We start from the raw sequence: 23,520 nt of genomic DNA on the forward strand, positions 1-23,520 counted from the left end.
TAATACGTCAAAATAAGAATGAATAAAAAATAGAAGGATGAAGAGCATATTATTTTTTACCGAGGATACGGATTTCAAATTAAAAGAAAAGGGAAAGATTCGTCAATGGATTGCTGATGCCATCAAAGGCGAAGGATTTAAGCGTGTGGGCGAATTGAGCTTTATCCTTTGCTCGGATGCTTACTTGCTTGAAATCAATAAGCAATATTTAAATCACGACACCTATACTGATATCGTTACTTTTGATTCTTCCGAATATGAGGACACCATCGCCGGCGATATTTTTATCAGTGTGGAACGTATTCAGGAGAATGCCGAAAAATTTAAGGTTGATGTGCGAGACGAGCTTCATCGGGTGATCATTCATGGTGTAATGCATCTGTGCGGTTATCCGGATAAAAAGCCGGCAGATAAAGCCAAGATGACCGCCAAGGAGGATGAGTATCTCGGTAAAAGAAACTTTTAATATACTCCTTCGTGCATTCATTAGGACCCACAGTTCGGTGAACCGACTGAAGATTCTATTTTACTCGAGAGAAGGAAGCAATACATAAAAAAAGCGCTTTACAATTTGTAAAACGCTTTTTTTATGTTGTTTCTAACGACTAGAATCTTTCAAATTGAGAGAAGAAGAAGTTTCCTTCAATAGCAGCATTCTCATCTGAATCCGATCCATGTATAGCGTTTGCATCAATAGATTTAGCATATTTGTTACGGATTGTACCTTCAGCTGCATCAGCAGGATTAGTCGCGCCGATCAATGTGCGGAAATCCTCAACAGCATTATCTTTTTCCAGGATTGCAGCAACGATAGGACCTGAAGTCATAAAGTTTACCAACTCACCATAGAAAGGACGCTCTTTGTGTACTGCATAGAATGCACCTGCTGTCTCTTGAGAAAGTTGGATGTATTTCATTGCAATGATTTTAAAACCACCAGCAATGATATCGTTCAAGATTGCACCGATGTGACCGTTCGCTACTGCGTCAGGTTTGATCATCGTAAAAGTTCTGTTAGTTGCCATTATTTTAATTTTTTTGCAAAATTAGATAAATTGCTTTTCATATGCAATATCATTACGCCTCAATATAGACACAATTATTGATAAGCCGACTAGCTGATGTCACCCTTATCGCTAAATTATTGGTTTTTGTTCCCGGATTTGTGCCTCTACTGAAATAGATGTTTCCTTTTGTTCCCAGCCCAATGTTTTTCTCTGTATGTAACAAAACTTTGTATCTGGCCGTTTATAGAAAAGTAAAAAAACAATTGATCTAAGTTCAATACGAATATGTAACTTTGTGTTATTATGGCATTAAATCTAACAGTAGACATCGATAAAGATTCAGGCTTTTGCTTTGGAGTGGTATACGCTATTGATATGGCAGAGGAAATTTTGGAGGAAGAGGGTTATCTTTATTGTTTGGGAGATATCGTTCATAATGACGAAGAAGTTGCCCGATTGAAAGCAAAAGGCTTACGCATTATCGATCATGCCGCCCTGCCGACCTTGAGCAATGAAAAGGTATTGATCCGTGCTCATGGTGAAGCCCCCGAGACTTATCGTGTTGCTTTGGAAAATAACATTACCTTGATAGATGCCTCTTGTCCTGTAGTGCTCAAACTACAGAACCGTATAAAAACGTCGTTCGATCAAGAGGAGAAAATTTTAATCTTTGGGAAGCACGGGCATGCTGAAGTGATCGGCTTGCAGGGGCAGACAAATAATGAAGCCTTAGTTTTTCAGGATATTTCCGAATTGGATCAAGTCGAATTGCCCGTCTCATTTACCTTATACAGCCAGACAACAAAAAGCGTGGATAAATTTTATGCCATCAAAGACGAACTGATCAGGCGAGGGTATGAAGTGAAAGCTAATGATACCATTTGTCGACAAGTTTCCAATCGATACGAAGATCTTGGCGCTTTCGCCAGACAATATGATAAGATCGTTTTTGTCTCAGGTAAGAAATCCTCCAATGGAAAGGTGCTGTTTGAAGTTTGTCAGAATGCCAATCCCGCTAGTTATTTTATTTCTGATCCTGCTGAATTAGATGCATCAGTCTTTGCTGAAAATGACCGTATTGGTATCTGTGGTGCCACTTCAACGCCAATGTGGTTAATGAAAGATGTAAAAGCAAGTTTAGAAGCATTATAAGCACAATTACCCGTCACAGATATTTCATAATTCCGCGGTTTAGATCCGGAGTGCATTCTTTTTTGCGTAGCTTTGTAAGCTATGAGCAATAAAGGCAAAAAAGGTATTCTTTTAGTACAATTGGGTACACCTGATAGTCCCACTACTCCAGATGTAAAGAGATATTTAACGGAGTTCCTAATGGATCCGCGAGTTATTGATATTCCTTATTTTCAACGCACCTTATTGGTCAAGGGAATCATTGCACGTACACGTGCGCCCAAATCGGCAAAAGTATACGAAACGATTTGGGATAAAGAAACGGGATCACCTTTGATGCACTACAGTATTTTGCAACGCAATCTGCTTCAAGAAGCGTTGGGTGAAGAATACCATGTGGAATTAGCGATGCGTTACCAAAACCCATCGATTGAGGCTGCATTGAAAAATATGGAGGGTCTATTTTTGGAGTCCATTCGTGTCATTCCTTTATTTCCACAGTACGCTTCAGCAACATCGGGTTCGGTCATCGATCGTGTCATGGAGCTTATTCGCAAATGGAATTATCTGCCAGAAATCAGTTTCGTAAGCAATTTCTGTACGGACGACTTAATGGCAGAAACTTATGCGGATCATGCCCGTAGGCACGATTTGGAAAGTTTTGACCATTTTGTCTTTAGTTATCACGGCCTTCCTGTGCGGCAGCTTGGAAAAGTAGATCCGACAGGTCAGCTTAAATGCCCCGAATCAGGCTGTGATTCTTGTAAAATGACAGTCAATTCATATTGCTATCTTTCGCAATGTTATGCGACAACACGGACGATAGCTGCCAAGCTCGGGTTGAAAAAAGAACAATATTCGCTCTGCTTTCAATCCCGTTTGGGTAAAGAACCCTGGATACAGCCCTATACCTCCGATTTACTGCATGATCTTGCCGCTAAGGGTTATAAGAAGTTATTAATTTTTAGTCCTGCTTTTGTGGCGGATTGTATCGAGACCATTGATGAAATTGGCGTGGAATATGCTAATGAATTTAAACATTTAGGGGGGGAGGAAGTGTGTTTGGTAGAGAGTCTTAATGATGATCCCAAATGGATCGAATCTTTAAAACAATTGGCGCTTAATGCCTAAAACTAAAATCGATAAAAGATGTTGTTAGTAAACGCGTGTGTATTACTCATATTGGATTTTTATATTTTCTTTGCGCTCCGTGCAACGAAGATTAAATTTCCCAAAACAAAAGTATTTTCCATTCTCTGGTGGTCTTATTCTGTTTTACTGCTATTGGGCGTTTTTATCTCAGCACAATATAGTATTCCTTTAATCGTACGGTCGGTTATTTTAGTCGCCTTTTTTCTGACAGCGGCGTCAAAGATATTTTTCTTTTTGATTTTGTTGATTGATGATATCCGACGTGGGGGGGTATGGTTGAAGCGTCTGTTCGCAAAAAAGAGATCTGTTGAGGATTTAGTCGACGATGCCGGAGACCCTTTACCAGAGAATCCAGTGAAAGGGATTAGCCGATCCGAATTTTTGACCAAAGCTGGTATTCTAGTTGGTGCCTCACCCTTGATACCCTTGAGCTGGGGAATTATTTCAGGAGCCTACGACTATCGTGTAAGGAGAGTCCCCTTGTATTTGCCAAATTTGCCCAAAGCATTCCATGGAATGACCATTGCGCAGATTTCAGATGTGCACTCAGGATCTTTCTATAATAAAAAGGCTGTCAGCGGTGGTATTGATATGCTTTTAAAGGAAAAAGCGGATGTGACATTTTTTACCGGTGATATCGTGAATGCCCAAGCTTCTGAAATGCGTGGTTATCAAGATATTTTTGCGCGTGTGAAATCTGATTTAGGTGTGTTTTCTACATTAGGTAACCACGATTATGGTGACTATTATTATGGTAAAGAAGATTCTCCTGCAAAGCGTAAGAACCTCCAGGATGTTATCGATGTGCATAAAATCATGGGCTGGGATCTTTTAATGGATGAAAATCGTAAGATTAAGGTCGACGGTGAAGAGCTTTGTATTGTCGGGGTCCAGAATTGGGGGACAGGTCGTTTTCCGAAACATGGTGATATCAAAAAAGCATTAATGGGTACCGAAGAGCAACCTGTTAAGTTGCTGTTATCGCACGATCCGTCGCATTGGCGGGCTCAGGTATTGGATACCGACGTGGATGTGATGTTTGCCGGACATACACATGGTATGCAATTTGGTGTAAGGTCCGAGATGTTGCAATGGAGTCCGGTACAATATATCTATAAGGAATGGGCAGGGCTTTATCGTGCGCAACAGAACAAACGATTATATGTTAATGTCGGCTATGGCTTTTTGGGTTATCCAGGACGTGTTGGAATTCTGCCTGAAATTACCATATTCGAATTGCTAAAAGCGCAGGACCCAAAGTTTAAAGCCTAAAAAATCCCCTTTGACTTTTGAGTTAATATAGCTATAATTGTGTATTCTGTACACCAGTTATACATAACATGCAATCAACTTTAAACTTTGGGGACTCTCCCCACACACGTGTTAATATTCTTACCGGGGAAAAAGTACTTGTGTCTCCGCATCGTAGTAAAAGACCATGGCAAGGGCAAGTAGAAGATCTTCCCGGGGATAATAGACCGGAATATGATCCCCAATGCTATTTGTGTCCGACAAATAAACGAGCAGATGGTGATATCAATCCAGATTATAAAGAAAGTTTTGTCTTTGTGAACGATTTCTCAGCTTTATTAAAAGATACAAGCCAGCAGGAATTTAATGAAGATGAATTATTTATCGCCGAAACCGAAAAAGGAATCTGTAAAGTAATTGCATTCACCCCGCGGCACGATCTTACACTACCCGAAATGGATCAGGCTGCAATCAAATCGGTGGTCGATCTTTGGCAAAAAGAGTTTGTCGAACTTTCGAAGGTTGACTGGATCAAATACATTCAGATTTTCGAAAATAAAGGTGCGATTATGGGCTGTAGTAATCCGCATCCCCACGGGCAGATCTGGTCACAAAATCATTTGCCTGTAGAAATCCAGAAAGAATGCGTTCAGCAACAGCACTATTTCAATAAATATCAACGTACCATCCTGTCAGATTATGTTAAAGCGGAGTTGAGAAAAGAAGAGCGCATTATTGACGAAAATGATTCTTTTGTTTCGCTAGTCCCTTTCTGGGCCGCCTGGCCTTACGAAACGATGATTGTGAGCAAACGATCTATCCAAAACATTGCCGGCTTTGACGAGAAGGAAAAGTCGGATTTTGCCGCTATCCTCAAGTTGCTGACGACGCGTTATGACAATCTCTTCAAAACATCCTTCCCCTATTCTGCAGGAATGCATCAGTCCCCAGTAAATGACGGTGACCACCCGGAATGGCACTGGCATATGCACTTCTATCCACCACTGTTACGTTCTGCTACCGTTAAAAAGTTTATGGTTGGTTATGAAATGCTAGCGAATCCACAACGTGATATCACACCGGAGGTTGCCGCAGAACAGTTGCGAAATTGTTCGACAGTACATTATAAAGCTAAATAAGATGATAACAAAAGATACAATTGTAAATAAATTTAAAGAACTCTACCAAGAAGAACCTCTTGTCGTTACTTCACCCGGCCGGATTAATATCATTGGAGAACATACGGATTATAACGATGGATTTGTGTTGCCTGCTGCAATTGACAAAGCAATATATGTTGCTGTAAGCAAGCGATCGGATGATAACATTGTGCTTTACGCGGAAGACTACAAGGAACGTCATGAGGTCAAGCTAGCGGCTATTGCTATTTCTGAGAAACATTGGCCAAACTATATTTTGGGTGTTGTTGACCAGTACTTGAAACGTGGGGCAACACTAGGTGGCTTCAACCTGTATATTGATGGTGATGTGCCACTGGGTGCTGGATTATCGTCTTCAGCAGCCGTTGAATGTGCCGTTACCTTAGCACTCAGCGAACTGTTCGATTTGCAGGTCGAACGACTCGATATTCCACAGATTGCTCAAAAGGCCGAACATACGTATGCTGGTGTGATGTGTGGTATCATGGATCAGTTTGCTTCAGCCTTTGGTAAAGAAAAAAATGTCATCAAACTGGATTGCCGCACCTTGGGTTTCGCGTATGTTCCACTTGATCTTAAGGGTTATGAAGTTGTATTATTGAATACAAACGTAAAGCATTCATTAGCTTCCACAGCTTACAATACACGTCGTGAACAATGTGAACAAGCTTCTGCATGGGTGCAGGAGAAGTACCCCGCTGTAAAGAACTTGCGCGATGTAACCATAGCGATGCTTGATGAATTGGTGAAAGATAAAGATGCCGATATCTATGCGAAAGCAAGCTTTGTGGTTCGTGAGAATGAACGCGTAGAGAAATCCTGTGATGCACTACGCTCGGGAGATGTTGTTCAGCTTGGACAGTATATTTTTCAGAGCCATGAGGGATTAAGTAAAGTGTATGAAGTCAGTTGTCCGGAACTGGATTATCTAGTGGATTACGTCAAGCAGTTTCCTGAGGTGATCGGTGCCCGAATGATGGGTGGCGGTTTCGGTGGATGTACAATCAATATCGTAAAAGAAGGCGTACTACCTTCAATTTTGCCAACACTTGAAAAAGAATACAAAGAGAAATTTGATAAAGAACTTTCGGTCATTCAGGTCAGGATTGCCGATGGTACCCGCGTACTTTAATAAAAAATAGGTGTGCAGTAAGGGGAATAACATTCACGTGCTATTCCCCTTCTTTTTTTGCCTTTTTTGATAAGGACTTACCACATAAGTCCTAGTCAAGCTGATCCAATGCCTGTTTTAAGTCGGCGATGAGATCATCGGCATGTTCGATACCAACAGAGATACGCAACATCCCTAGCGTGATTCCCGAAGCTTCTTTCTGTTCCTTCGTATGGTGACCTCCCCACATACTCGCAGGGTGTACAATAAGCGATTCGACACCCCCCAAACTGGCCGCGTTAATAAATATGTGCAGTCCATTGATGAGTTTCTGTGCATTTAAAAATGCATCCTCTTCATCTTTACCATTGATATCGATGCAAATCATACCCGAAAATCCACTCATTTGTTGGGCTGCGAGCTCATGTTGTGGATGATTGGGTAATCCAGGATAACTGACTTTATTGATTTTTGGATGTTGATCCAGAAACTCGGCTAGTTTTAGCGCATTTGTATTGATCTGTTTGACGCGTAGACTTAATGTTTTTAACCCCCGTAATAATAACCAGGAATCAAGCGGTGCGAGTGATGCGCCCAAAGCGACGGATCGTTTCCATACGCTGGCGATATAGTCCTGCGTACCGCAGACGATACCAGCAGTGAGGTCACTATGTCCACCTAAGTATTTCGTGGCACTGTGGACAACGACGTCTATTCCAAAATCTGTCGGTGTTTGATTGATAGGGGAGGCGAATGTATTATCGACCATGCTCTGAATCCCATGTTGTTTAGCGAGTTCCCCGATCGCTTTTAGGTCTGTGATATGGAGATTAGGGTTCGATGGAGTCTCTATATAAATCAGCTTGGTATTTGCCTGAATAGCTTCGCCAAACGCTGAAACGTCGGTCTGGTCTACGGCGGTAACCGTGATGCCGTAATCTGTTAAGAACTCTTTAAAGAAAATAGCTGTTCCGGAATAATGTGCATGTTGGGCGATAATGTGATCCCCTGATTTAACGATGGCCAATATGGCCGTGCTGATCGCTGCCATACCTGTTGCAAAGACCAGTGCATCCTCCGTTTTTTCCAATTTTGCTAGGATGGAGGCTACTTGGCTATTCGTCGGGTTGCCATGACGATGGTAAAAATAAGGGTGTTTCGGTTCGGTAGCAGCTTTGATGTATTCCGTTGGATCAGGATCTGCAATGTAGGTGGATGTCTGATAGATTGGCGTAGTTACTGCAGATGTCTGGTTGAATTGCTGTCCTTCATGGACGAGTATCGTTTCGGTATTGGTAGTCATACTAATAATGTTGATTGATGCTTGTATTGCCTTAAGAGTCTATAATTCGATCTTGTCGAATCTTTGATCGTAAGGAACCCTTCGCTCGTTTGAAAGCATTGTTGGTGCTAATAGCGCGAAGACGGTTTATCTTGTATCTCAAATATAAATAAAATCTACTCAATATGTAGATTTTATTTATATCGGGTGCATCAATATGGCTTACAACATTAATACGTCTTACAACATTTCTTTCAGCAGGCTCAACGCATACCCAATGGTATTCACATTGTTTAACGCTAAACGAAGCTGGCCTTTGACTTCTTTGAGGTTGCTGATCTCGGGATGGCTTTGTACAAAGGACAGCACACGGCCGAATTGATCTGATTCAAAGTAGCTGGATTTGGGGTTATTGACAAAATAACCTTTCAATGTATGCTTTTTATACGCTATTTTTTCAAACCCGATCGTCTTCCCAAACCACTGTAAACGGAGTGTATTGAATAATTCAAAGACTTCGCGTGGGATAGGGCCAAAGCGATCTTCAAGTTCTTTTTCAAAGGCTGCCAATTGCTGCTCGTTTTCCAATTTGGAGAGTTCAGTATACAGATTATACCGTTCTGTAATATTGGTTACATATTCATCAGGGATCAATACCTCAAGGTCAGTGTCAATCTGCGTAAAGGACACATATTTTCGTTCTTTCTCATCCGCGAATACTGCCGAAAACTCGTCCTCTTTTAGTTCCTGAATAGCTTCGTCTAAGATTTTATGATACATTTCGAAACCGATCTCGGCAATAAAGCCCGATTGCTCGCCTCCCAAGAGATTTCCCGAGCCACGTATATCTAAATCGCGCATGGCAACATTAAATCCAGAGCCCAGTTCCGAAAACTCTTCTATTGCAGAAAGTCGTTTATAGGCTTCCGGTGTTAAGGTCGACAATGGCGGACTCAGTAGATAACAAAAAGCTTTCTTATTGGAGCGGCCCACCCGACCCCGCATTTGGTGCAGGTCGCTCAGGCCAAACATATGGGCGTGATTGATAATGATCGTATTCGCATTTGGGATATCAAGACCCGCTTCAATAATCGTTGTTGCAATTAAGACATCAAAATCGTGATTGATAAACTTAAGCATCACATCCTCGAGCTCATCACCCTCCAGTTGGCCGTGTGCAACACCGACCCGTGCTCCAGGAACCAGCTTGCGGATCAAATTGCCCAGCTGCGGTAGATCTGCAACACGATTGTGGATAAAGAATACCTGCCCGCCACGATCAAGTTCGTAACTGACGGCCTCTCCGATTAGTGTTTCATTGAAAACGTGGAGTTCGGTCTGTACGGGCTGCCGGTTGGGTGGTGGAGTCGAGATGATACTCAGATCGCGGGCCCCCATCAATGAAAAGTGCAATGTTCTTGGAATTGGCGTTGCTGTCAATGTTAGCGAGTCTACATTCGCACGCATGACTTTCAATTTTTCCTTGACCGAGACCCCAAACTTTTGTTCCTCATCGATAATCATCAGGCCGAGATCTTTGAATTTGACATCTTTGCTAACAAGGCGGTGTGTACCAATGATAATGTCTATTTTTCCTTCAGCGAGCCTGGCTAAGGTATCTTTGATCTGTTTGCTCGTCTTGAAACGGTTGATATAGTCGATCGTGCACGGAAGACCCTTTAGACGCTCCGAAAATGTCCGGTAATGCTGTAATGCCAGGATAGTCGTCGGTACCAGGACAGCAACTTGTTTACTGTCTGCTACAGCTTTGAAGGCTGCACGGATGGCAACCTCCGTTTTTCCGAAGCCTACATCCCCACAGATCAATCGGTCCATCGGATGTGGCGATTCCATATCTTTTTTCACATCGGCAGTAGCCTTTTCCTGATCGGGTGTATCTTCATAAATAAAGGAGGCCTCCAGCTCATTCTGTAGGTAGCTATCCGGTGAGAACGCATTTCCATGCTGTGCCTTTCGTTTGGCATAAAGCATGATCAAGTCGCGCGCAATATCCTTGACTTTTTTCTTGGTCGTCTTCTTGAGTTTGTCCCAGGCGTCGGTACCCAATTTATTCATTTTGGGAACAGTTCCCTCCTTACCGGAATATTTGGAAATACGGTTTAAAGAGTTGATGTTCACATACAAAAGATCATTGTCCGCATAGATCAAGCGGATCATTTCCTGAGACTTACCGTTGACATCTACTTTCTCCAAACCTCCGTAGCGGCCGACACCATGGTCAATGTGTGTAATGAAATCGCCCGGTTTAAGATCTCGTAGATCTTTGAGCGTAATTGCCTGTGAGCGCTCGTAAGCCTTCTTACGTTTATATTTATAATAACGGTCAAATATCTGGTGATCCGTGTAACAGGCTAACTTTAAACTGTCGTCTCTAAAACCTTCGCGTAACGCTTTATGAATCGGAATGAAGGTGGCTGATTTATCGAGATCTTCCAGAATCGTATAGATGCGTTCGACCTGTTTGGTCGAATCTGAAAAGATCAGATTCTGAATTCGCTGGCTCTCATTCTCTTTGAAATTATGGATTAAGAGATTAAAATCTTTATTGAATGAAGGTTGGGGATGTATATCGAACTTGAACGTGGCTTCAGCTTTATAAAAGAACTGTTTGCCGAATTCGATGATGGGAAACTCAAAAAATAACGCATTGAGGTTTTTCTCGTCTGTAAATTCATAGGCTGGATTATGCCATTCCGGATTATCCTTTTTCTGCTTATCGGTTAACCCCGCCCATAATTTTTCCGCTTTCTTTAACCCATCTTTCACAATATCTAACGTAAATTGAGCGTCTTTGATCCAGATTGTAGCGTCCTGATCTACATATTCCAATAAAGAAATGTGTTGGGATGTCAGGAACTTCGCTTGAACATTTGGTACAATGGTTACTTTGTGGATTTTTTTGACAGACAGCTGCGATTCAATGTCAAATGTACGTATGCTTTCGATGTCGTCGCCAAAGAATTCAATACGGTATGGGAGGTCATTCGAAAAAGAAAAGATATCTACAATGCCACCGCGTATCGCAAATTGTCCTGGTTCATACACAAAGTCGACACGTTCGAAATCATATTCGATCAAAAATTCGTTGATGAAATCAATACTTAGCGCCGTGTTTTCTGTTATTTCTAAGGTGTTTTTATCCAGGTCGTTGCGGTTGATCACTTTCTCCGCGATAGCCTCTGGATAAGTAACAACCATTTTCGGTAATTCCGACGTATGATTGAGCGAACTTAATGTCTCCGCACGTTGCAATACATTGGCGGAGTCCGTTTGCGTAAAATCAAATGTTTTGCGATAAGACGAAGGGAAAAAAAGAACCTGCTTATCCAACAGGCTTTCCAGGTCACTTAAAAAATAAGAAGCGTCTTCATGAGTCGGTAAGATAAAGACCATTGGACGTTCCTGTAAGTTGTAAGAAGATACGGCTATGAATGCATCCGAAGAACCAATAAGCCCTTTCAACTGAATCTTGGGGTTTTTGGATTGTAAAGCCTTGGTAAGCGACTGAACAGTTTCGCTTTGGCTGTATTTTTCTAATATTTCTTGAATTCCCACGAGCAAAAATTTCGAATAAGTGCGAATTTAACGAAATAGTATCAAGTATCGGGTATGAAGTACTAAATTTTTTGGTAAAAAAATAGCTGACTTGCTCGTTAAGAAGGAGATGACTTTGTGAAGCTCAAAAGCTATAATAGATGAATCTGTGCAGGGGCTTATTTCGCGAGGTAAAAAGTATAGGCAAAAACGAGCAACACCAATAAGGTGGCCAGGTAAATTAATTTATATTGCTCATAAGCTGTAACATGAAAGGATCCAATTTTAACGCGATTTTTGCTGTTTCTCATAACTAATTTAGGTCGAGGTCAATCTTCTGTTCACTAATATAGCTTTTAAGTGTTGTATTACCAAAAGCATCCAGTGTATTTTGAAAATCTTCCCGATAGTCAAATTGAAAGTCTTCATGAAGTTTACTGTATTTGCCCACCGCATGCTTGATACGCCCTGTTATATATTTATGTAATTTATGGGCAGCAGACTGATAGGAGGAGGCGAAAAGCCTGTCGTAATCAGCGATGGCTCTCTTTAGGATATAGCATCTGAATTCTACTTCACTGATTTTATCCTTCGTGACTTTTTCGTGCTCATTCACTAAACCGCTTGCTTTTTTGATAAGCTTGTTAAGCGCAATAAAATTACTGTGTTGTGGCGTATTACCAATTTGACTCAAACCACTATCGAACAATTGTTGCAGCTGCTTTCGTAGTTTTTCAATACGTTCCTCTAAATCCTCCGCATTCTCCAATAATTGGAAATGCAATTGCTTGATCAGCATTTTGTCCTTGCTTATCAGGCGTACGAGGAGTTTGTCTTTTTCCTTTTGGGGTAGGTCAAGGACAGCTTTCTTTAGTTCGGCATCTTGATGTAAGGACATAATCTGTGTGTTTTAGTGTAAAGAGAGTTATTGAGCGAAAATTCAGGCACGCTGTCAGTGTGCCCGAATAAATTGCTCGTTTCATCAGCCGGAGTTTATGTACGCAATAGCTGCCCCACATTTACCGTCGCTTGCTATTAATACAATATTCTGAACTTAATTGTATTGTCGATCTGTTTGAGTTGTTTCAATAGATCTTTATCATATTCACCTTGTATATCGGTTACCGCATAGCCAATGTCACTTTTGGTCATTAGAAATTGTGCAACGATATTGATGTTATTTTGGGCATAGACCTTATTAATCTGAGCCATAATTCCGGGAACATTTTGGTGGATATGCAGCAATCTTGTGACCTGTTTTACTTTTGGTAAAATTAGATTTGGGAAGTTGCGACTTAAATAAGTATCACCATTGTTGATAAAATCGGCCATTCGACGCGGAATAAACTCTGAATTTTTCTTTTTATTTTTCTTGTCGTCGAAAACGACAATACCTTTTGCATTGCAGATATCCTTATTGATATGCCCTTTGATATCGCCCAAATATCCGATTGTTTTTAATTTGTCGGCCTGTTGAAGCTGTTCATCACTGATGTCGATATTGTCGCCCAAGAGCAGCATCCCTACATCCTTTACATACTTTTCTTCGAATGTATCTTTTGTGCGGATAGAAAAACCGTCTCTTTTTAAGATATGAGCCGCTATTTCTGGTACATCTCCCACGATCAAACAAAGGATACGATTTTTAGGATAAGAGATGGCACGGGGCAGATCATTTACATATAAGAACTCATCAAAACTAGGTGTGATAAAGTCTGCTTTCTCAGTGACACTTTTACGTTGGATATTCTCTGTGAATGCAAAGAATTTTTCAATTAATCCCGATTCCTTCAGTTGAAAATCTGAATAACCGTCACCAATGCCAAACAGTCTTCCTTCAATATTTAATTGTTTTAATAATTGCACTTTTCCACCTTCATTTGATAATGGATTCTCTTCGTCAAAACCGATAATATTACCGTCTTCATCAAATCTGAATGTATTGGCATAGATATTTTCGGTCTTGATATGATACGGTGTAACAACAGGTGTAATAAACTCCTTAAAACCTCCTGAAACGATCCATGCGGTGTCGGCGTGTTTCTTGAAAAATTCACGATTTCGGGAAAAAGAGGTTGAAACTTTTTTCTTAAGATGTGAAACAAGTTTATCCAGATGAGATTTATTGGCATTTAATAGTTTTACGCGACCAGCCAAAGCCTCACGGAAAGATAGTTTACCCTCCATGGCAAGATTGGTGTACCGCTCAATTTCGTGATAGATAGATTCGCGATCCGGATGGTTCTCAAGAGAGATTCGTGCAAGTTCATCAAGTGCCTCTACTTGTGTAAATGTACTATCAAAATCAATGATGTAATAGTTTTTCATCTTGTTATTTTTTTATGAAACGATCGTGAGAGTGCTGAATGCTAATCTCCGATATCGGTAGGTGCCGATGGTTTCAAGGTTCGGTTGTTTGTTATGTTATCGTTTTATTGTTTGTTATATAAATCTGCAATTTCCTTCAGCGTTTGTTCCAAAGGCCGATAACTGTGGTTTAGGAGCCCCTGGATTTTAGCGTTGGAATACTGCAATTTGGCACTTGAAGCCGCCGCAGTTTCTTTTGTCAATGTTGAATCCGATTTTTTAAATACGGAAAGCATGCTGGAAACAGTAGAGGCAATTTGGAGTAAGGTCTCGGAAACTTCGATTGTCGGTTCTGGCTTGTTCATTAATACACTTGCAACGCTCAACAGATCCTTGTTGCTTATATTGAGATGATTAATGATATAGCGTTCAGCAGTAATATCGTCTCGCTCCATCAATTGAATCATGATCGCGGCAACATCCTCTACATCAACAACACCAACACTTCCTTTTGGGTAAAATCGTAGCCCTTTATTGATCATTGAAAAAATAGCTCCAGAGCCTTTGTCGTTGGCCGAAGCACCTAAAATTACGGCGGGGTTGACAATAACTGCATTTAGACCCTCGGTAATGCCACGCCATACCTCCATCTCCGCCTGATACTTTGATAACGAATAGTTGGATGTTAGTGCATTGTGCTCCCAGTGGTCTTTCTCGGATACCGGCAGGTTGTCTCTATTTGTCCCTAAAGCTGCGATTGAGCTGACATGGAGTAAGCGAATGCCCTTTTCAAGGCAAAGATTGACCACATTTGTCGTTCCTTCCACATTCACTTTAAAAAGCGCTTTAGCATCTTTCTTTTGGTAGGAAACCAATGCTGCACAATGGAACACTTTAGTAACGCCTTCAAGAGCATCTTCTAATTCAAAATAATTGTTGATATCAGCGTCGATCCATTGCACCAACGAAGAAGATAACAACGAGGCCGGAATAGTCGATTGAGCTCTTTTGATGGCTATGACGTCAATTCCTTGGTCTATCAACTGTCTGATTAGTGTAGACCCTAAAAAACCTGTTCCTCCAGTTATTAATATCACTTGATAAAGATACTGTTAAAAATAATGTTTTCAAAAGTTAGTTAATAAATGGATATTTGTGTGAATTGCATCCTGAAAAAACCTTCATGCTTTCGCGTGTATCAAATACCATGAAAGCCAAGGTAGATTCTTTCAGTCCAATTAAAACAGTCGCTTTCAGAACAAATAGGAGATTTTACAAATTATAGCTTATGTCATCACTGTCCGTATTCTTTAGCCCGATTTCAATTACAGGTTTTGCTCCTGAGCATGGGTTCTTGAGTTCTCAACTAGGAAACGTTATTCAAGCCTATGAAACAGATTTTCCGAGCTGGGAAACGGATAAACAGCCTCAGTTGGCTATTGTCGGTGTGGAGGAAGATCGTGCATCCATCAATAATAATGGAACGGATAAAGCGCCGGATGCTGTTCGAAAACATCTTTATGCACTATATCAGGGCGATTATACGATGAATATCGTTGATTTGGGAAATATCAAAGCAGGTAATACGATTCAAGATACCTATATCGCTTTAAAATCTGTCGTGGAGGAACTGGTCAAAGAGAATATTCTTCCGATTATCATTGGCGGTGGACAGGACCTTACCTATGCACAATATTTGGGGTATCAAAATTTAGAACGAAAGATCGAGCTAGCGATTATAGATGCTCGGTTTGACCTTGATGAGGAGAACGCCGAAAATGTAAGCCTGAATTCCCGATCTTATGTGAACCATATTATTTTGCATCAGCCTGACTATTTATTCAATTTAAATGCCATAGCTTATCAAACTTACCTCGTCAGTAAAGAGTCTATCCATATGTATGATAAACTATTTTTTAATGCAACACGAGTCGGTATGATTGCGGGTAAAATGGACCAATCAGAGCCTTTGATCCGAGCAGCGGATTTGATTAGTTTTGACATAGGAGCCATTCGGGCCTCTGAGGCGCCTGGAAATGCCAATGCAATGCCAAATGGTTTATTTGGCGATGAAGCTTGTCAACTTGCCCGCTATGCGGGGATGTCGGATAAATGTTCTTCCATCGGTTTTTATGAATTCAATCCAACATTTGATCCAATGGAACAGACGGCTATGTTGGTCTCGCAAATGATTTGGTGCTTTATTGATGGTTATTATAATCGGAAACAAGATACGCCGTTGTATCCCAAATCATCTTATATCATTTATCGCACCACACTGGAAAACGAGGAGCATGAATTGGTCTTTGTGAAAAGTAAAAAATCAGACCGCTGGTGGATTCAAGTGCCTTATTTTGGATCTAAATCAGTCAACGAACGCTATTACCTCGTGCCTTGCCGTTATGAAGACTATCAATTGGCTGTCTCAGGTGAAATGCCCGATCTATGGTGGAAAACACACCAAAAATTGCAATAAAGCTTCGTTGAACGGTACATTGCTCTGATTCTGCTTCGATGGCGAAGCGGATGATGCACCTTGTAAATTGACAACAGCTTGCCAACTGACTACAGACTTTTTATAAGTGTTTTTAGTCGTGCAGATCCATTAAGTTTGAGATGTTATAGGTTTAATTAAATGCAATGATGGTTAAACAGACCTGCTCAGGTAAGCATACACCATCTTCAGAAAATACAAATCATGGAAATATTTTTCTTTGCGGGAATCGTATTGTTATTGGTCATTTTGATCGTATTGGTATTAAAAAAGAATACCGATTCCAGTGCTGGTCCTGCATACAATAAAGAGGTTGAAACACTAAAAATTGAGCTTGCCAGATCGCAACAGCGGGAACAAAGTTTGCTGGAAGAACGCCTTATGCTAAAAAATGAATTGGATAAGGAACGGGAGAATCTTCTGGTCGCAGAGCGGTCTTTAGAAAGTACACGTTCATTTTATGAGGCGCAGCTCGATAAATTTCAGGAACAGAAGAATGAAATCGCCGAGATTAAACGGCAGTTCAACAATGAGTTTCAGGTTATTGCCAATAAAATATTGGAAGAGAAGACACAAAAGTTTACAGAGACCAATCATCGTTCCCTGGGGTTGATTTTGGACCCATTGAAGGAAAAAATCAAATTGTTTGAAGAGAAAGTCGATAAAAATTACAATCAGGAGGCAGCGGAAAGAAATTCTTTAAAGGGAGTTGTCCTTCAGCTGGTCGAACAGAGTCTTAAAATTAAAGACGAAGCCAATAGCCTAACCAAGGCATTAAAAGGGGATACCAAAAAGCAAGGCAATTGGGGCGAGGTAATTTTAGAGCGGGTCCTGGAGCGTTCTGGACTGATGCGCGATCGCGAATTTAGATTACAGGTGTCTCTTATGGATGCCGAAGGAAGAAGAATGCAGCCCGACGCGATTATCGACCTTCCTGAAGATAAACACCTGATTGTGGATTCAAAAGTTTCGCTGATTGCGTACGAACGTTGGGTCAACGCCGACACGGATGAGGATCGTGCAATTTTCGCAAAACAACACGTACAGTCTGTGGAAAATCACGTGAAAGAACTTTCCGCAAAAAACTACCACGAGTTGTATGGTATAGAATCGCCAGAATTTGTATTGCTATTTATGCCTATAGAATCGGCTTTGAGTATGTCTGTGGCGCAAAAACCGGATTTGTTTAGTGAGGCTTGGGATCGAAAAGTCGTTATTGTAAGTCCTTCTACATTATTGGCAACCCTGCGTACCATAGCAAGTATCTGGAAACAGGAACGTCAGACCAGGAATGTAATTGAAATAGCAAAGGAAGCCGGGAGCCTTTACGATAAATTTGTGAGCTTTCTGAACGATATGGAGCAGGTGCAGAATCAGTTGGAGCGCGCATTAAAAAGCCATGAAGATGCAACTAAAAAACTTTCTACAGGAGCTGGGAATGTGATTGGAAAAGTAGAGAAATTAAAACGTTTAGGAGCTAAAGCAAATAAACAGATCGATTCCAAATTTTTAGATGAGGAAGATTAACGATGAGGAAGATTAACAAAAACGGACTTGCCGAAAGGTAAGCCCGTTTATAATTTTTAGCTTCGAAATGCAAAACCTACTTTGCTAACTTCTGCTAGCGGTTCTACTAAAGCTCTTTCATGCGCTTATTGATGGAAACATCAACATACGTATCCTTTAAACGGTCTACGGCTTCTTTTTGAACAGTGACATTGGTGTCTGATTCATAATCATGAATAGTCCTTTGATTTTGGATTTCATTATCATAAGGATCCTTTCCTGCCAAAAGTTTGACGATTACCGGAAGACATTCGAGGAAGACAAAAAGCAACGCAATAAAAAATACAGCATTTGCATTGGACTCGTTAACCTTTCCATTGGCATCGTACCTTAGATTGCCCAGCGCAGAGTTGCGGTCTGCAAAACCAGCGACATTGACGGCGCTGTCCAAAGAAGCGTTGGATAAAACTTTTTGGTCCAATATCCCTTCAAATTTCTGTTTCTGGCGTATAGCGTTTTGCTGGGTCGTTATCTTGTTCCGTAAAGTGTCCAAATAGCCCTCTTTTTTCTTCAGCTCTTCTTCTTTCATTTTGGCATAAGGGCCATACCCCATGACACCGGACGTTTCAGTTGTTTTGTTACCGAATATCTCGTAGTTCAATTTTGTACGGTCATTTTTAATGCTGGATTCCAATGAGTCACGTTCTGTCGTGGTTGCTTTCAAAAGTGCAACTTCATTGGCATATTTCTTATTGAAAGTACTGTTGAGCGTGTCAATTTTAGCGCGTTGGTCGGCAAGAAACCGTACACGGAGGTTTTCCCGGATCTCTTTATCGAAGATTTTTAACTCCAATGGCCTAGAGATAACCAACCCGATCAAAATAGCCAATAAAATTCGCGGCAGGGCCTGCAGAAGCTGCATAAAGCCACTTTTGGATTTATTAATACTGAGCACAATATAGCGATCCATGTTAAATATCGCTAAACCCCAAATAATACCAAATACAATAGCTAAAAGCCAGTCAAATGTTCCCCCACTAAAGACGAAATACATGGCATAACCACCCGAAAGGCTGGCAAACAATCCCGTAAAAAAAATAGTAGCACCTATGGCTGTGTACTTACTATGTTCTTCCGGATATTTTTCAAGAGTTTCTTGATGTACCCCCGCACATCTCCAAAAGAAACGGTTAATATCGCTCATTAATATATTTTTACTCAAATTGACAGATTATTTTTAACAAGATTTATGAATAAGTTTTTGTTTTACAATAGGATGACTGTTTTCATGCTCCTTTGTAACGCCTCCCCCAGAAGACACAGCATTTGCCTAATTTTATTATCTTTGAAAAAAATCAGGAATAATCAGATAATATGAAGAAAAGACAACTTTTGCCATTCTTTGCGATAGTGGCAACTGCATTTGTTGGTTGTGAGGAAAAAAAAGTGATGACAGATAATCCTCTTTTATTGGCTTACGAAACCCCATTTAATGTACCACCTTTTGACAAGATCAAAACAGAGCATTTTAGGCCAGCGTTTGATGAAGCAATAAAAATACACAATTTGGAAATTGACACAATAGTCAACAATTCGGATAAAGCAACATTTCAAAATACGATAGTCGCCTTAGAAAATGCGGGTGGATTACTGAATAATGTATCAACTGTATTTTATAATCTCAATAGTGCCAATACGAATGACAGTATTCAGGCAATAGCGAAAGATCTGGCCCCCATCTTATCGAGTCATTCGGATGAAATCTCGATGAATACCAAATTATTTGACCGTATCAAAACAGTTTGGAGCAGCCGAAATACACTTGGACTGGACGAACAGGATAATAAACTGTTAGAAGAAACCTATAAGAGTTTTGTTCGTTCTGGCGCAAATCTAAAGGATGCGGATAAGGAAAAAATGAAAAAAATTAATGCTGAACTTTCAACATTAACAACACAATTCGGACAAAATTTGCTTGCTGAAACCAATGCTTATACATTGGTCGTTGATTCCGCGAGCCAATTGGAAGGCTTGCCGGAATCGTTGAAAACGGCAGCGGCTGAAGAAGCCTTAGCAAAAGGAAAGAAAGACAAATGGGTCTTTACCTTACAGAATCCGTCCATTATGCCCTTTCTTCAGTATGCAAAAAATCGTGAGTTGAGAAAACAGCTTTGGGAAGCCTATCAGTTGCGTGGCAATCAAGATAACACCAACGATAACAAGGCAATCATTCAAAAAATTGTTAATCTCCGTCTTCAAAAAGCAAAATTATTGGGTTATTCTTCACATGCAGCTTATGTACTCGAGGAATCCATGGCGAAGAATCCGACCAATGTCTATGCACTGTTAAATAAACTTTGGACTCCAGCACTTGTTAAAGCGAAAGGCGAGGAGGCTGATATCGCACAGGAAATTAAAGCTGAAGGCGGCAATTTTGCTGTCGCTCCTTACGATTGGAGATATTATACAGAGATTATTCGCAAAAAACGTTTTGCATTGAATGAAGACGAAATTAAACCTTATTTGAGTCTTCCGGCAGTTCGTGAAGGAGCATTCGGTGTCGCCAATAAATTATATGGTTTGACATTCGTAGCCTTAAACAATGTCCCAACCTACCATAAAGACGTAGAAGTGTATGAAGTTAAAGACAAAGACGGTTCACATTTAGGTCTCTTATACGCTGATTTTTTCCCGCGCGAATCAAAAAGAGGCGGTGCCTGGATGACTTCTTATCGTAATCAGTCGACAAAAGATGGAAAACGTGTTGCTCCGGTAATTTCCATCGTATGCAATTTCACAAAACCAGTGGGAAAAAATCCTGCCTTGTTGACATTTGATGAAGCAACTACCTTGTTCCATGAGTTTGGACATGCGTTGCATGGTCTTCTTTCCAATGTAAGATACCGCTCAATGGCCGGAACTTCTGTACCACGTGACTTTGTTGAGTTACCTTCACAGGTGATGGAAAATTGGGCAGCAGATCCAGAGGTATTAAAAACATATGCTAAGCATTATAAGACGAAAGAAGCGATGCCAGATTCATTGATTCAGAAAATGGAAAAGGCCGGTACCTTTGATCAAGGATTTGCAACCGTTGAATACCTTTCTGCTGCGTTGTTAGACATGGATTATCATGCTACCACAAAAGAAATTTCAAAAGATATTAATGGCTTTGAAAAAACGGCAATGAAAAAAATAGGTATTATTGATGCTATTATTCCGCGCTATAGAAGTACATATTTTCAACATATTTTCGCAGGTGGGTATTCTGCAGGTTATTATGCTTATATCTGGTCTGAAGTATTGGATTCGGATGCTTTTGCAGCTTTCAAGGAAAAATCATTGTACGATCAAGTGACAGCAGATTCTTTCCGTAAGAATATTCTTGAAAAAGGAGGTACAGATGATCCTGCTAAGATGTACCGTACGTTTAGAGGTGCGGATCCAGATCCAAAATATCTATTGAAAAAGAGAGGTTTGAACTAATACTCACTAATCAAAAAAAGGCGATATAGAAATATATCGCCTTTTTTTTGTTAAGGTACTTGTTATTCTAAAAACTATTCTTACATTTGAATATTATTTATAATGAGTCTAAATAAATAAAGATGCTATGTGTGACACAAAAATTCTAAGCCAAAGAGGAGATACCCATATTAGTGTTTGCCATAAGTGTCAGACCTATTATATCTGGCAACAAAGTTTTGTACTGACATTTACGAAGAAAAAATTCTTCGACTTCTTGAATATTACGAAAAGTAATGGTGATGAACTCTTTTTTAGCACATTTCCAGATGGTGAATTTCGATTGATCATGAAAACACCTTATCCAGATATCGTATTTTCATTTGACGAAGAACAATGGCAGAATTTCAGAGATGCGCTCCAAGAATCTTATTACATGAATGAGTTTTATGGAATGCTGAATAATTAAGATAAAAAGTCCTGTTGCATCGCTTGTGTTTCATCTCTCTTTCCTTATGCGTTGACAACAGGCACAAACAAAACCCTCAGTTATAGCTGCATAAGTGTACGCAACTGTATCCTGAGGGTTCTTTTTTACCTATATATTGATTACTCGCCTATCGCGTAATATTTAAAATCAAGGTCTTCAAGTTCCTTACGGTTCAATAGTTTACGGCCATCGAACACAAATGCAGGCTTTTTCATGTGCTCCTTGATTTTGGCCCAGTCATAGTTCTTAAATTCATCCCATTCAGTCAATACTGCAATTGCATGTGCATCATTGCAAGCCTCATAGGCGGTATTGACCACCTTTACCAAGGCCCTGTTTTCTTCCGAAGATCTGGTGTTCAGATAATCGAGGTCGGCATAGATGCGTTCAGCAGAAACTTTGGGGTCATAGACCGTGATTTCAGCTTGTTCACTCAATAGATAATCAGCCACATAGATCGCCGCAGATTCACGCGTATCATTCGTGTCTTTTTTGAATGCCCAGCCTAAGAAAGCAATCTTTTTGCCCGATACAGTATTATACAATGTTTGGTTAATGTTGTCCGCAAATCGCTGTTTTTGATAATCATTCATCAAAATCACCTGATCCCAATACTCGGCAACCTCTGTGAGACCGTAACTCCGTGCGATATAAACTAAATTGAGGATATCTTTTTGAAAACAAGAGCCTCCAAAACCTACAGAAGCTTTCAGAAATTTGGATCCAATTCTGGAATCCATACCGATTGCCTTGGAGACTTCATCGACGTTCGCGCCTGTTTTCTCGCATAGTGCCGAGATGGAATTAATGGAGGAGACGCGTTGTGCTAAAAAGGCATTTGCGGTTAGTTTTGACAGTTCAGACGACCAAAGGTTTGTTGTGAGAATCTTGTCGCGACTTACCCAATGTGCATAGATATCGACCAATGCAGCAATAGCTTCATCATTCTCTCCACCTATAAGCACGCGGTCCGGATTGATTAAATCCTGTATCGCTGTTCCTTCAGCCAAAAATTCAGGGTTGGAAAGAATATGGAAATTAACACCATTACCCGTGTTATCCAGGATACTTTTTAAAGCTGCCGCTGTGCGAACGGGTAAAGTCGATTTTTCAACGACAATTTTGTCGTTTTTGGCAACCGCTGCGATCTGCCGTGCACAAAGTTCAATATACTTTAAGTCCGCAGCCATCCCCTTGCCTTTTCCGTAATTCTTAGTCGGTGTATTGACCGAAATAAAAATCATGTCGGCCTCGTCGATAGCTTTTTCGATATCGGTTGAGAAAAACAAATTGCGATGACGCGCTTCCGCAACAATCTCTTGTAAACCGGGCTCGTATACAGGAAGATTATCGAGATTTTCATCATTCCAAGCCGCGATACGGGCTGCATTGACGTCGACGATCGTAATCTCAATATGTGGACATTGCTTTGCAACAACTGACATGGTAGGTCCACCAACATAACCAGCACCGATACAGCATATTTTCTTGATTGTTTTGCTCATTTTGATTATCTTAATCAGCTATAAATTGAAGAACAAACTTAGATAAATTGCTTTTGATATGCAATACAAAGCACAGCATATCAAAACAATTTATTTATAGGAGC

General features: G+C 40.5%; 18 protein-coding genes. 10 read left to right on the forward strand and 8 right to left on the reverse strand.

Going from position 1 to position 23,520, the window contains the following annotated elements; genetic code table 11:
• Positions 1-37: 37 nt before the first annotated feature.
• Positions 38-466 (forward strand): rRNA maturation RNase YbeY, encoded by a 429-nt coding sequence (gene ybeY, locus B4Z90_RS17280; RefSeq protein ID WP_070561407.1) that lies wholly within the window; start codon positions 38-40, stop codon positions 464-466.
• Between the two features lie 139 nt (positions 467-605).
• Here the strand turns inward: ybeY and B4Z90_RS17285 are convergent, their stop codons facing one another.
• Positions 606-1,025, reverse strand: coding sequence for a nucleoside-diphosphate kinase (locus B4Z90_RS17285; protein ID WP_046672716.1), 420 nt, complete (start codon positions 1,023-1,025; stop codon positions 606-608).
• A 285-nt stretch (positions 1,026-1,310) separates the two neighbouring features.
• On the opposite strand from B4Z90_RS17285, the gene B4Z90_RS17290 reads away from it, so the two are divergent.
• The 5 genes from B4Z90_RS17290 (at position 1,311) to galK (ending at position 6,833) form a co-directional block, all read left to right on the forward strand.
• Entirely contained in the window at positions 1,311-2,159 is an 849-nt protein-coding gene (locus tag B4Z90_RS17290; RefSeq protein ID WP_112375075.1) for a 4-hydroxy-3-methylbut-2-enyl diphosphate reductase, read from the forward strand.
• A gap of 81 nt (positions 2,160-2,240) precedes the next feature.
• Positions 2,241-3,269: a ferrochelatase gene (hemH, locus tag B4Z90_RS17295; RefSeq protein ID WP_112375074.1), complete on the forward strand. Its 1,029-nt coding sequence runs from the start codon at positions 2,241-2,243 to the stop codon at positions 3,267-3,269.
• An 18-nt stretch (positions 3,270-3,287) separates the two neighbouring features.
• Positions 3,288-4,562, forward strand: coding sequence for a metallophosphoesterase (locus tag B4Z90_RS17300; RefSeq protein ID WP_070561399.1), 1,275 nt, complete (start codon positions 3,288-3,290; stop codon positions 4,560-4,562).
• 68 nt (positions 4,563-4,630) lie between these two features.
• Positions 4,631-5,680 carry a UDP-glucose--hexose-1-phosphate uridylyltransferase gene (locus tag B4Z90_RS17305; protein WP_112375073.1) on the forward strand — a complete coding sequence of 350 codons (1,050 nt, stop codon included), beginning with the start codon at positions 4,631-4,633 and terminating at the stop codon, positions 5,678-5,680.
• A 1-nt stretch (position 5,681) separates the two neighbouring features.
• Positions 5,682-6,833 carry a galactokinase gene (galK, locus tag B4Z90_RS17310; RefSeq protein WP_112375072.1) on the forward strand — a complete coding sequence of 384 codons (1,152 nt, stop codon included), beginning with the start codon at positions 5,682-5,684 and terminating at the stop codon, positions 6,831-6,833.
• A 91-nt stretch (positions 6,834-6,924) separates the two neighbouring features.
• Here galK and B4Z90_RS17315 read toward each other — a convergent pair whose 3' ends face one another.
• From B4Z90_RS17315 to B4Z90_RS17335, 5 genes are all read right to left on the reverse strand, one after another.
• Positions 6,925-8,115 (reverse strand): trans-sulfuration enzyme family protein, encoded by a 1,191-nt coding sequence (locus B4Z90_RS17315; RefSeq protein ID WP_112375071.1) that lies wholly within the window; start codon positions 8,113-8,115, stop codon positions 6,925-6,927.
• A gap of 219 nt (positions 8,116-8,334) precedes the next feature.
• Complete coding sequence (gene mfd / locus B4Z90_RS17320) at positions 8,335-11,670, reverse strand: transcription-repair coupling factor (protein WP_112375070.1); 3,336 nt, start codon at positions 11,668-11,670, stop codon at positions 8,335-8,337.
• Between the two features lie 292 nt (positions 11,671-11,962).
• Positions 11,963-12,547, reverse strand: a complete 585-nt coding sequence (locus tag B4Z90_RS17325; RefSeq protein ID WP_112375069.1) for a hypothetical protein — start codon at positions 12,545-12,547, stop codon at positions 11,963-11,965.
• A 137-nt stretch (positions 12,548-12,684) separates the two neighbouring features.
• Positions 12,685-13,977, reverse strand: coding sequence for an HAD-IB family phosphatase (locus B4Z90_RS17330; RefSeq protein ID WP_070561389.1), 1,293 nt, complete (start codon positions 13,975-13,977; stop codon positions 12,685-12,687).
• 104 nt (positions 13,978-14,081) lie between these two features.
• Complete coding sequence (locus B4Z90_RS17335; RefSeq protein WP_070561387.1) at positions 14,082-15,053, reverse strand: NAD-dependent epimerase/dehydratase family protein; 972 nt, start codon at positions 15,051-15,053, stop codon at positions 14,082-14,084.
• Positions 15,054-15,244: 191 nt separating this feature from the next.
• Between B4Z90_RS17335 and B4Z90_RS17340 the strand changes: the two genes are divergently transcribed.
• Positions 15,245-16,432: a formimidoylglutamase gene (locus B4Z90_RS17340; RefSeq protein ID WP_070561385.1), complete on the forward strand. Its 1,188-nt coding sequence runs from the start codon at positions 15,245-15,247 to the stop codon at positions 16,430-16,432.
• Positions 16,433-16,654: 222 nt separating this feature from the next.
• Positions 16,655-17,977, forward strand: coding sequence for a DNA recombination protein RmuC (rmuC, locus tag B4Z90_RS17345; RefSeq protein ID WP_046672705.1), 1,323 nt, complete (start codon positions 16,655-16,657; stop codon positions 17,975-17,977).
• Positions 17,978-18,083: 106 nt separating this feature from the next.
• On the opposite strand, the gene B4Z90_RS17350 is transcribed toward rmuC, so the two are convergent.
• Positions 18,084-19,160 carry a DUF4407 domain-containing protein gene (locus B4Z90_RS17350; protein WP_070561383.1) on the reverse strand — a complete coding sequence of 359 codons (1,077 nt, stop codon included), beginning with the start codon at positions 19,158-19,160 and terminating at the stop codon, positions 18,084-18,086.
• 170 nt (positions 19,161-19,330) lie between these two features.
• Between B4Z90_RS17350 and B4Z90_RS17355 the strand changes: the two genes are divergently transcribed.
• Positions 19,331-21,442, forward strand: a complete 2,112-nt coding sequence (locus tag B4Z90_RS17355; protein WP_070561381.1) for a M3 family metallopeptidase — start codon at positions 19,331-19,333, stop codon at positions 21,440-21,442.
• A 127-nt stretch (positions 21,443-21,569) separates the two neighbouring features.
• Positions 21,570-21,890: a hypothetical protein gene (locus tag B4Z90_RS17360; protein WP_070561379.1), complete on the forward strand. Its 321-nt coding sequence runs from the start codon at positions 21,570-21,572 to the stop codon at positions 21,888-21,890.
• 140 nt (positions 21,891-22,030) lie between these two features.
• Here B4Z90_RS17360 and B4Z90_RS17365 read toward each other — a convergent pair whose 3' ends face one another.
• On the reverse strand, positions 22,031-23,416 hold the full coding sequence (locus tag B4Z90_RS17365; protein ID WP_112375068.1) for a nucleotide sugar dehydrogenase: 1,386 nt from the start codon (positions 23,414-23,416) through the stop codon (positions 22,031-22,033).
• Positions 23,417-23,520 lie beyond the last annotated feature (104 nt).

The sequence above is a fragment of the Sphingobacterium sp. UBA5639 genome (genome assembly GCF_002421245.1).
In the GTDB taxonomy this organism is placed as follows: Bacteria; Bacteroidota; Bacteroidia; order Sphingobacteriales; family Sphingobacteriaceae; genus Sphingobacterium; species Sphingobacterium multivorum.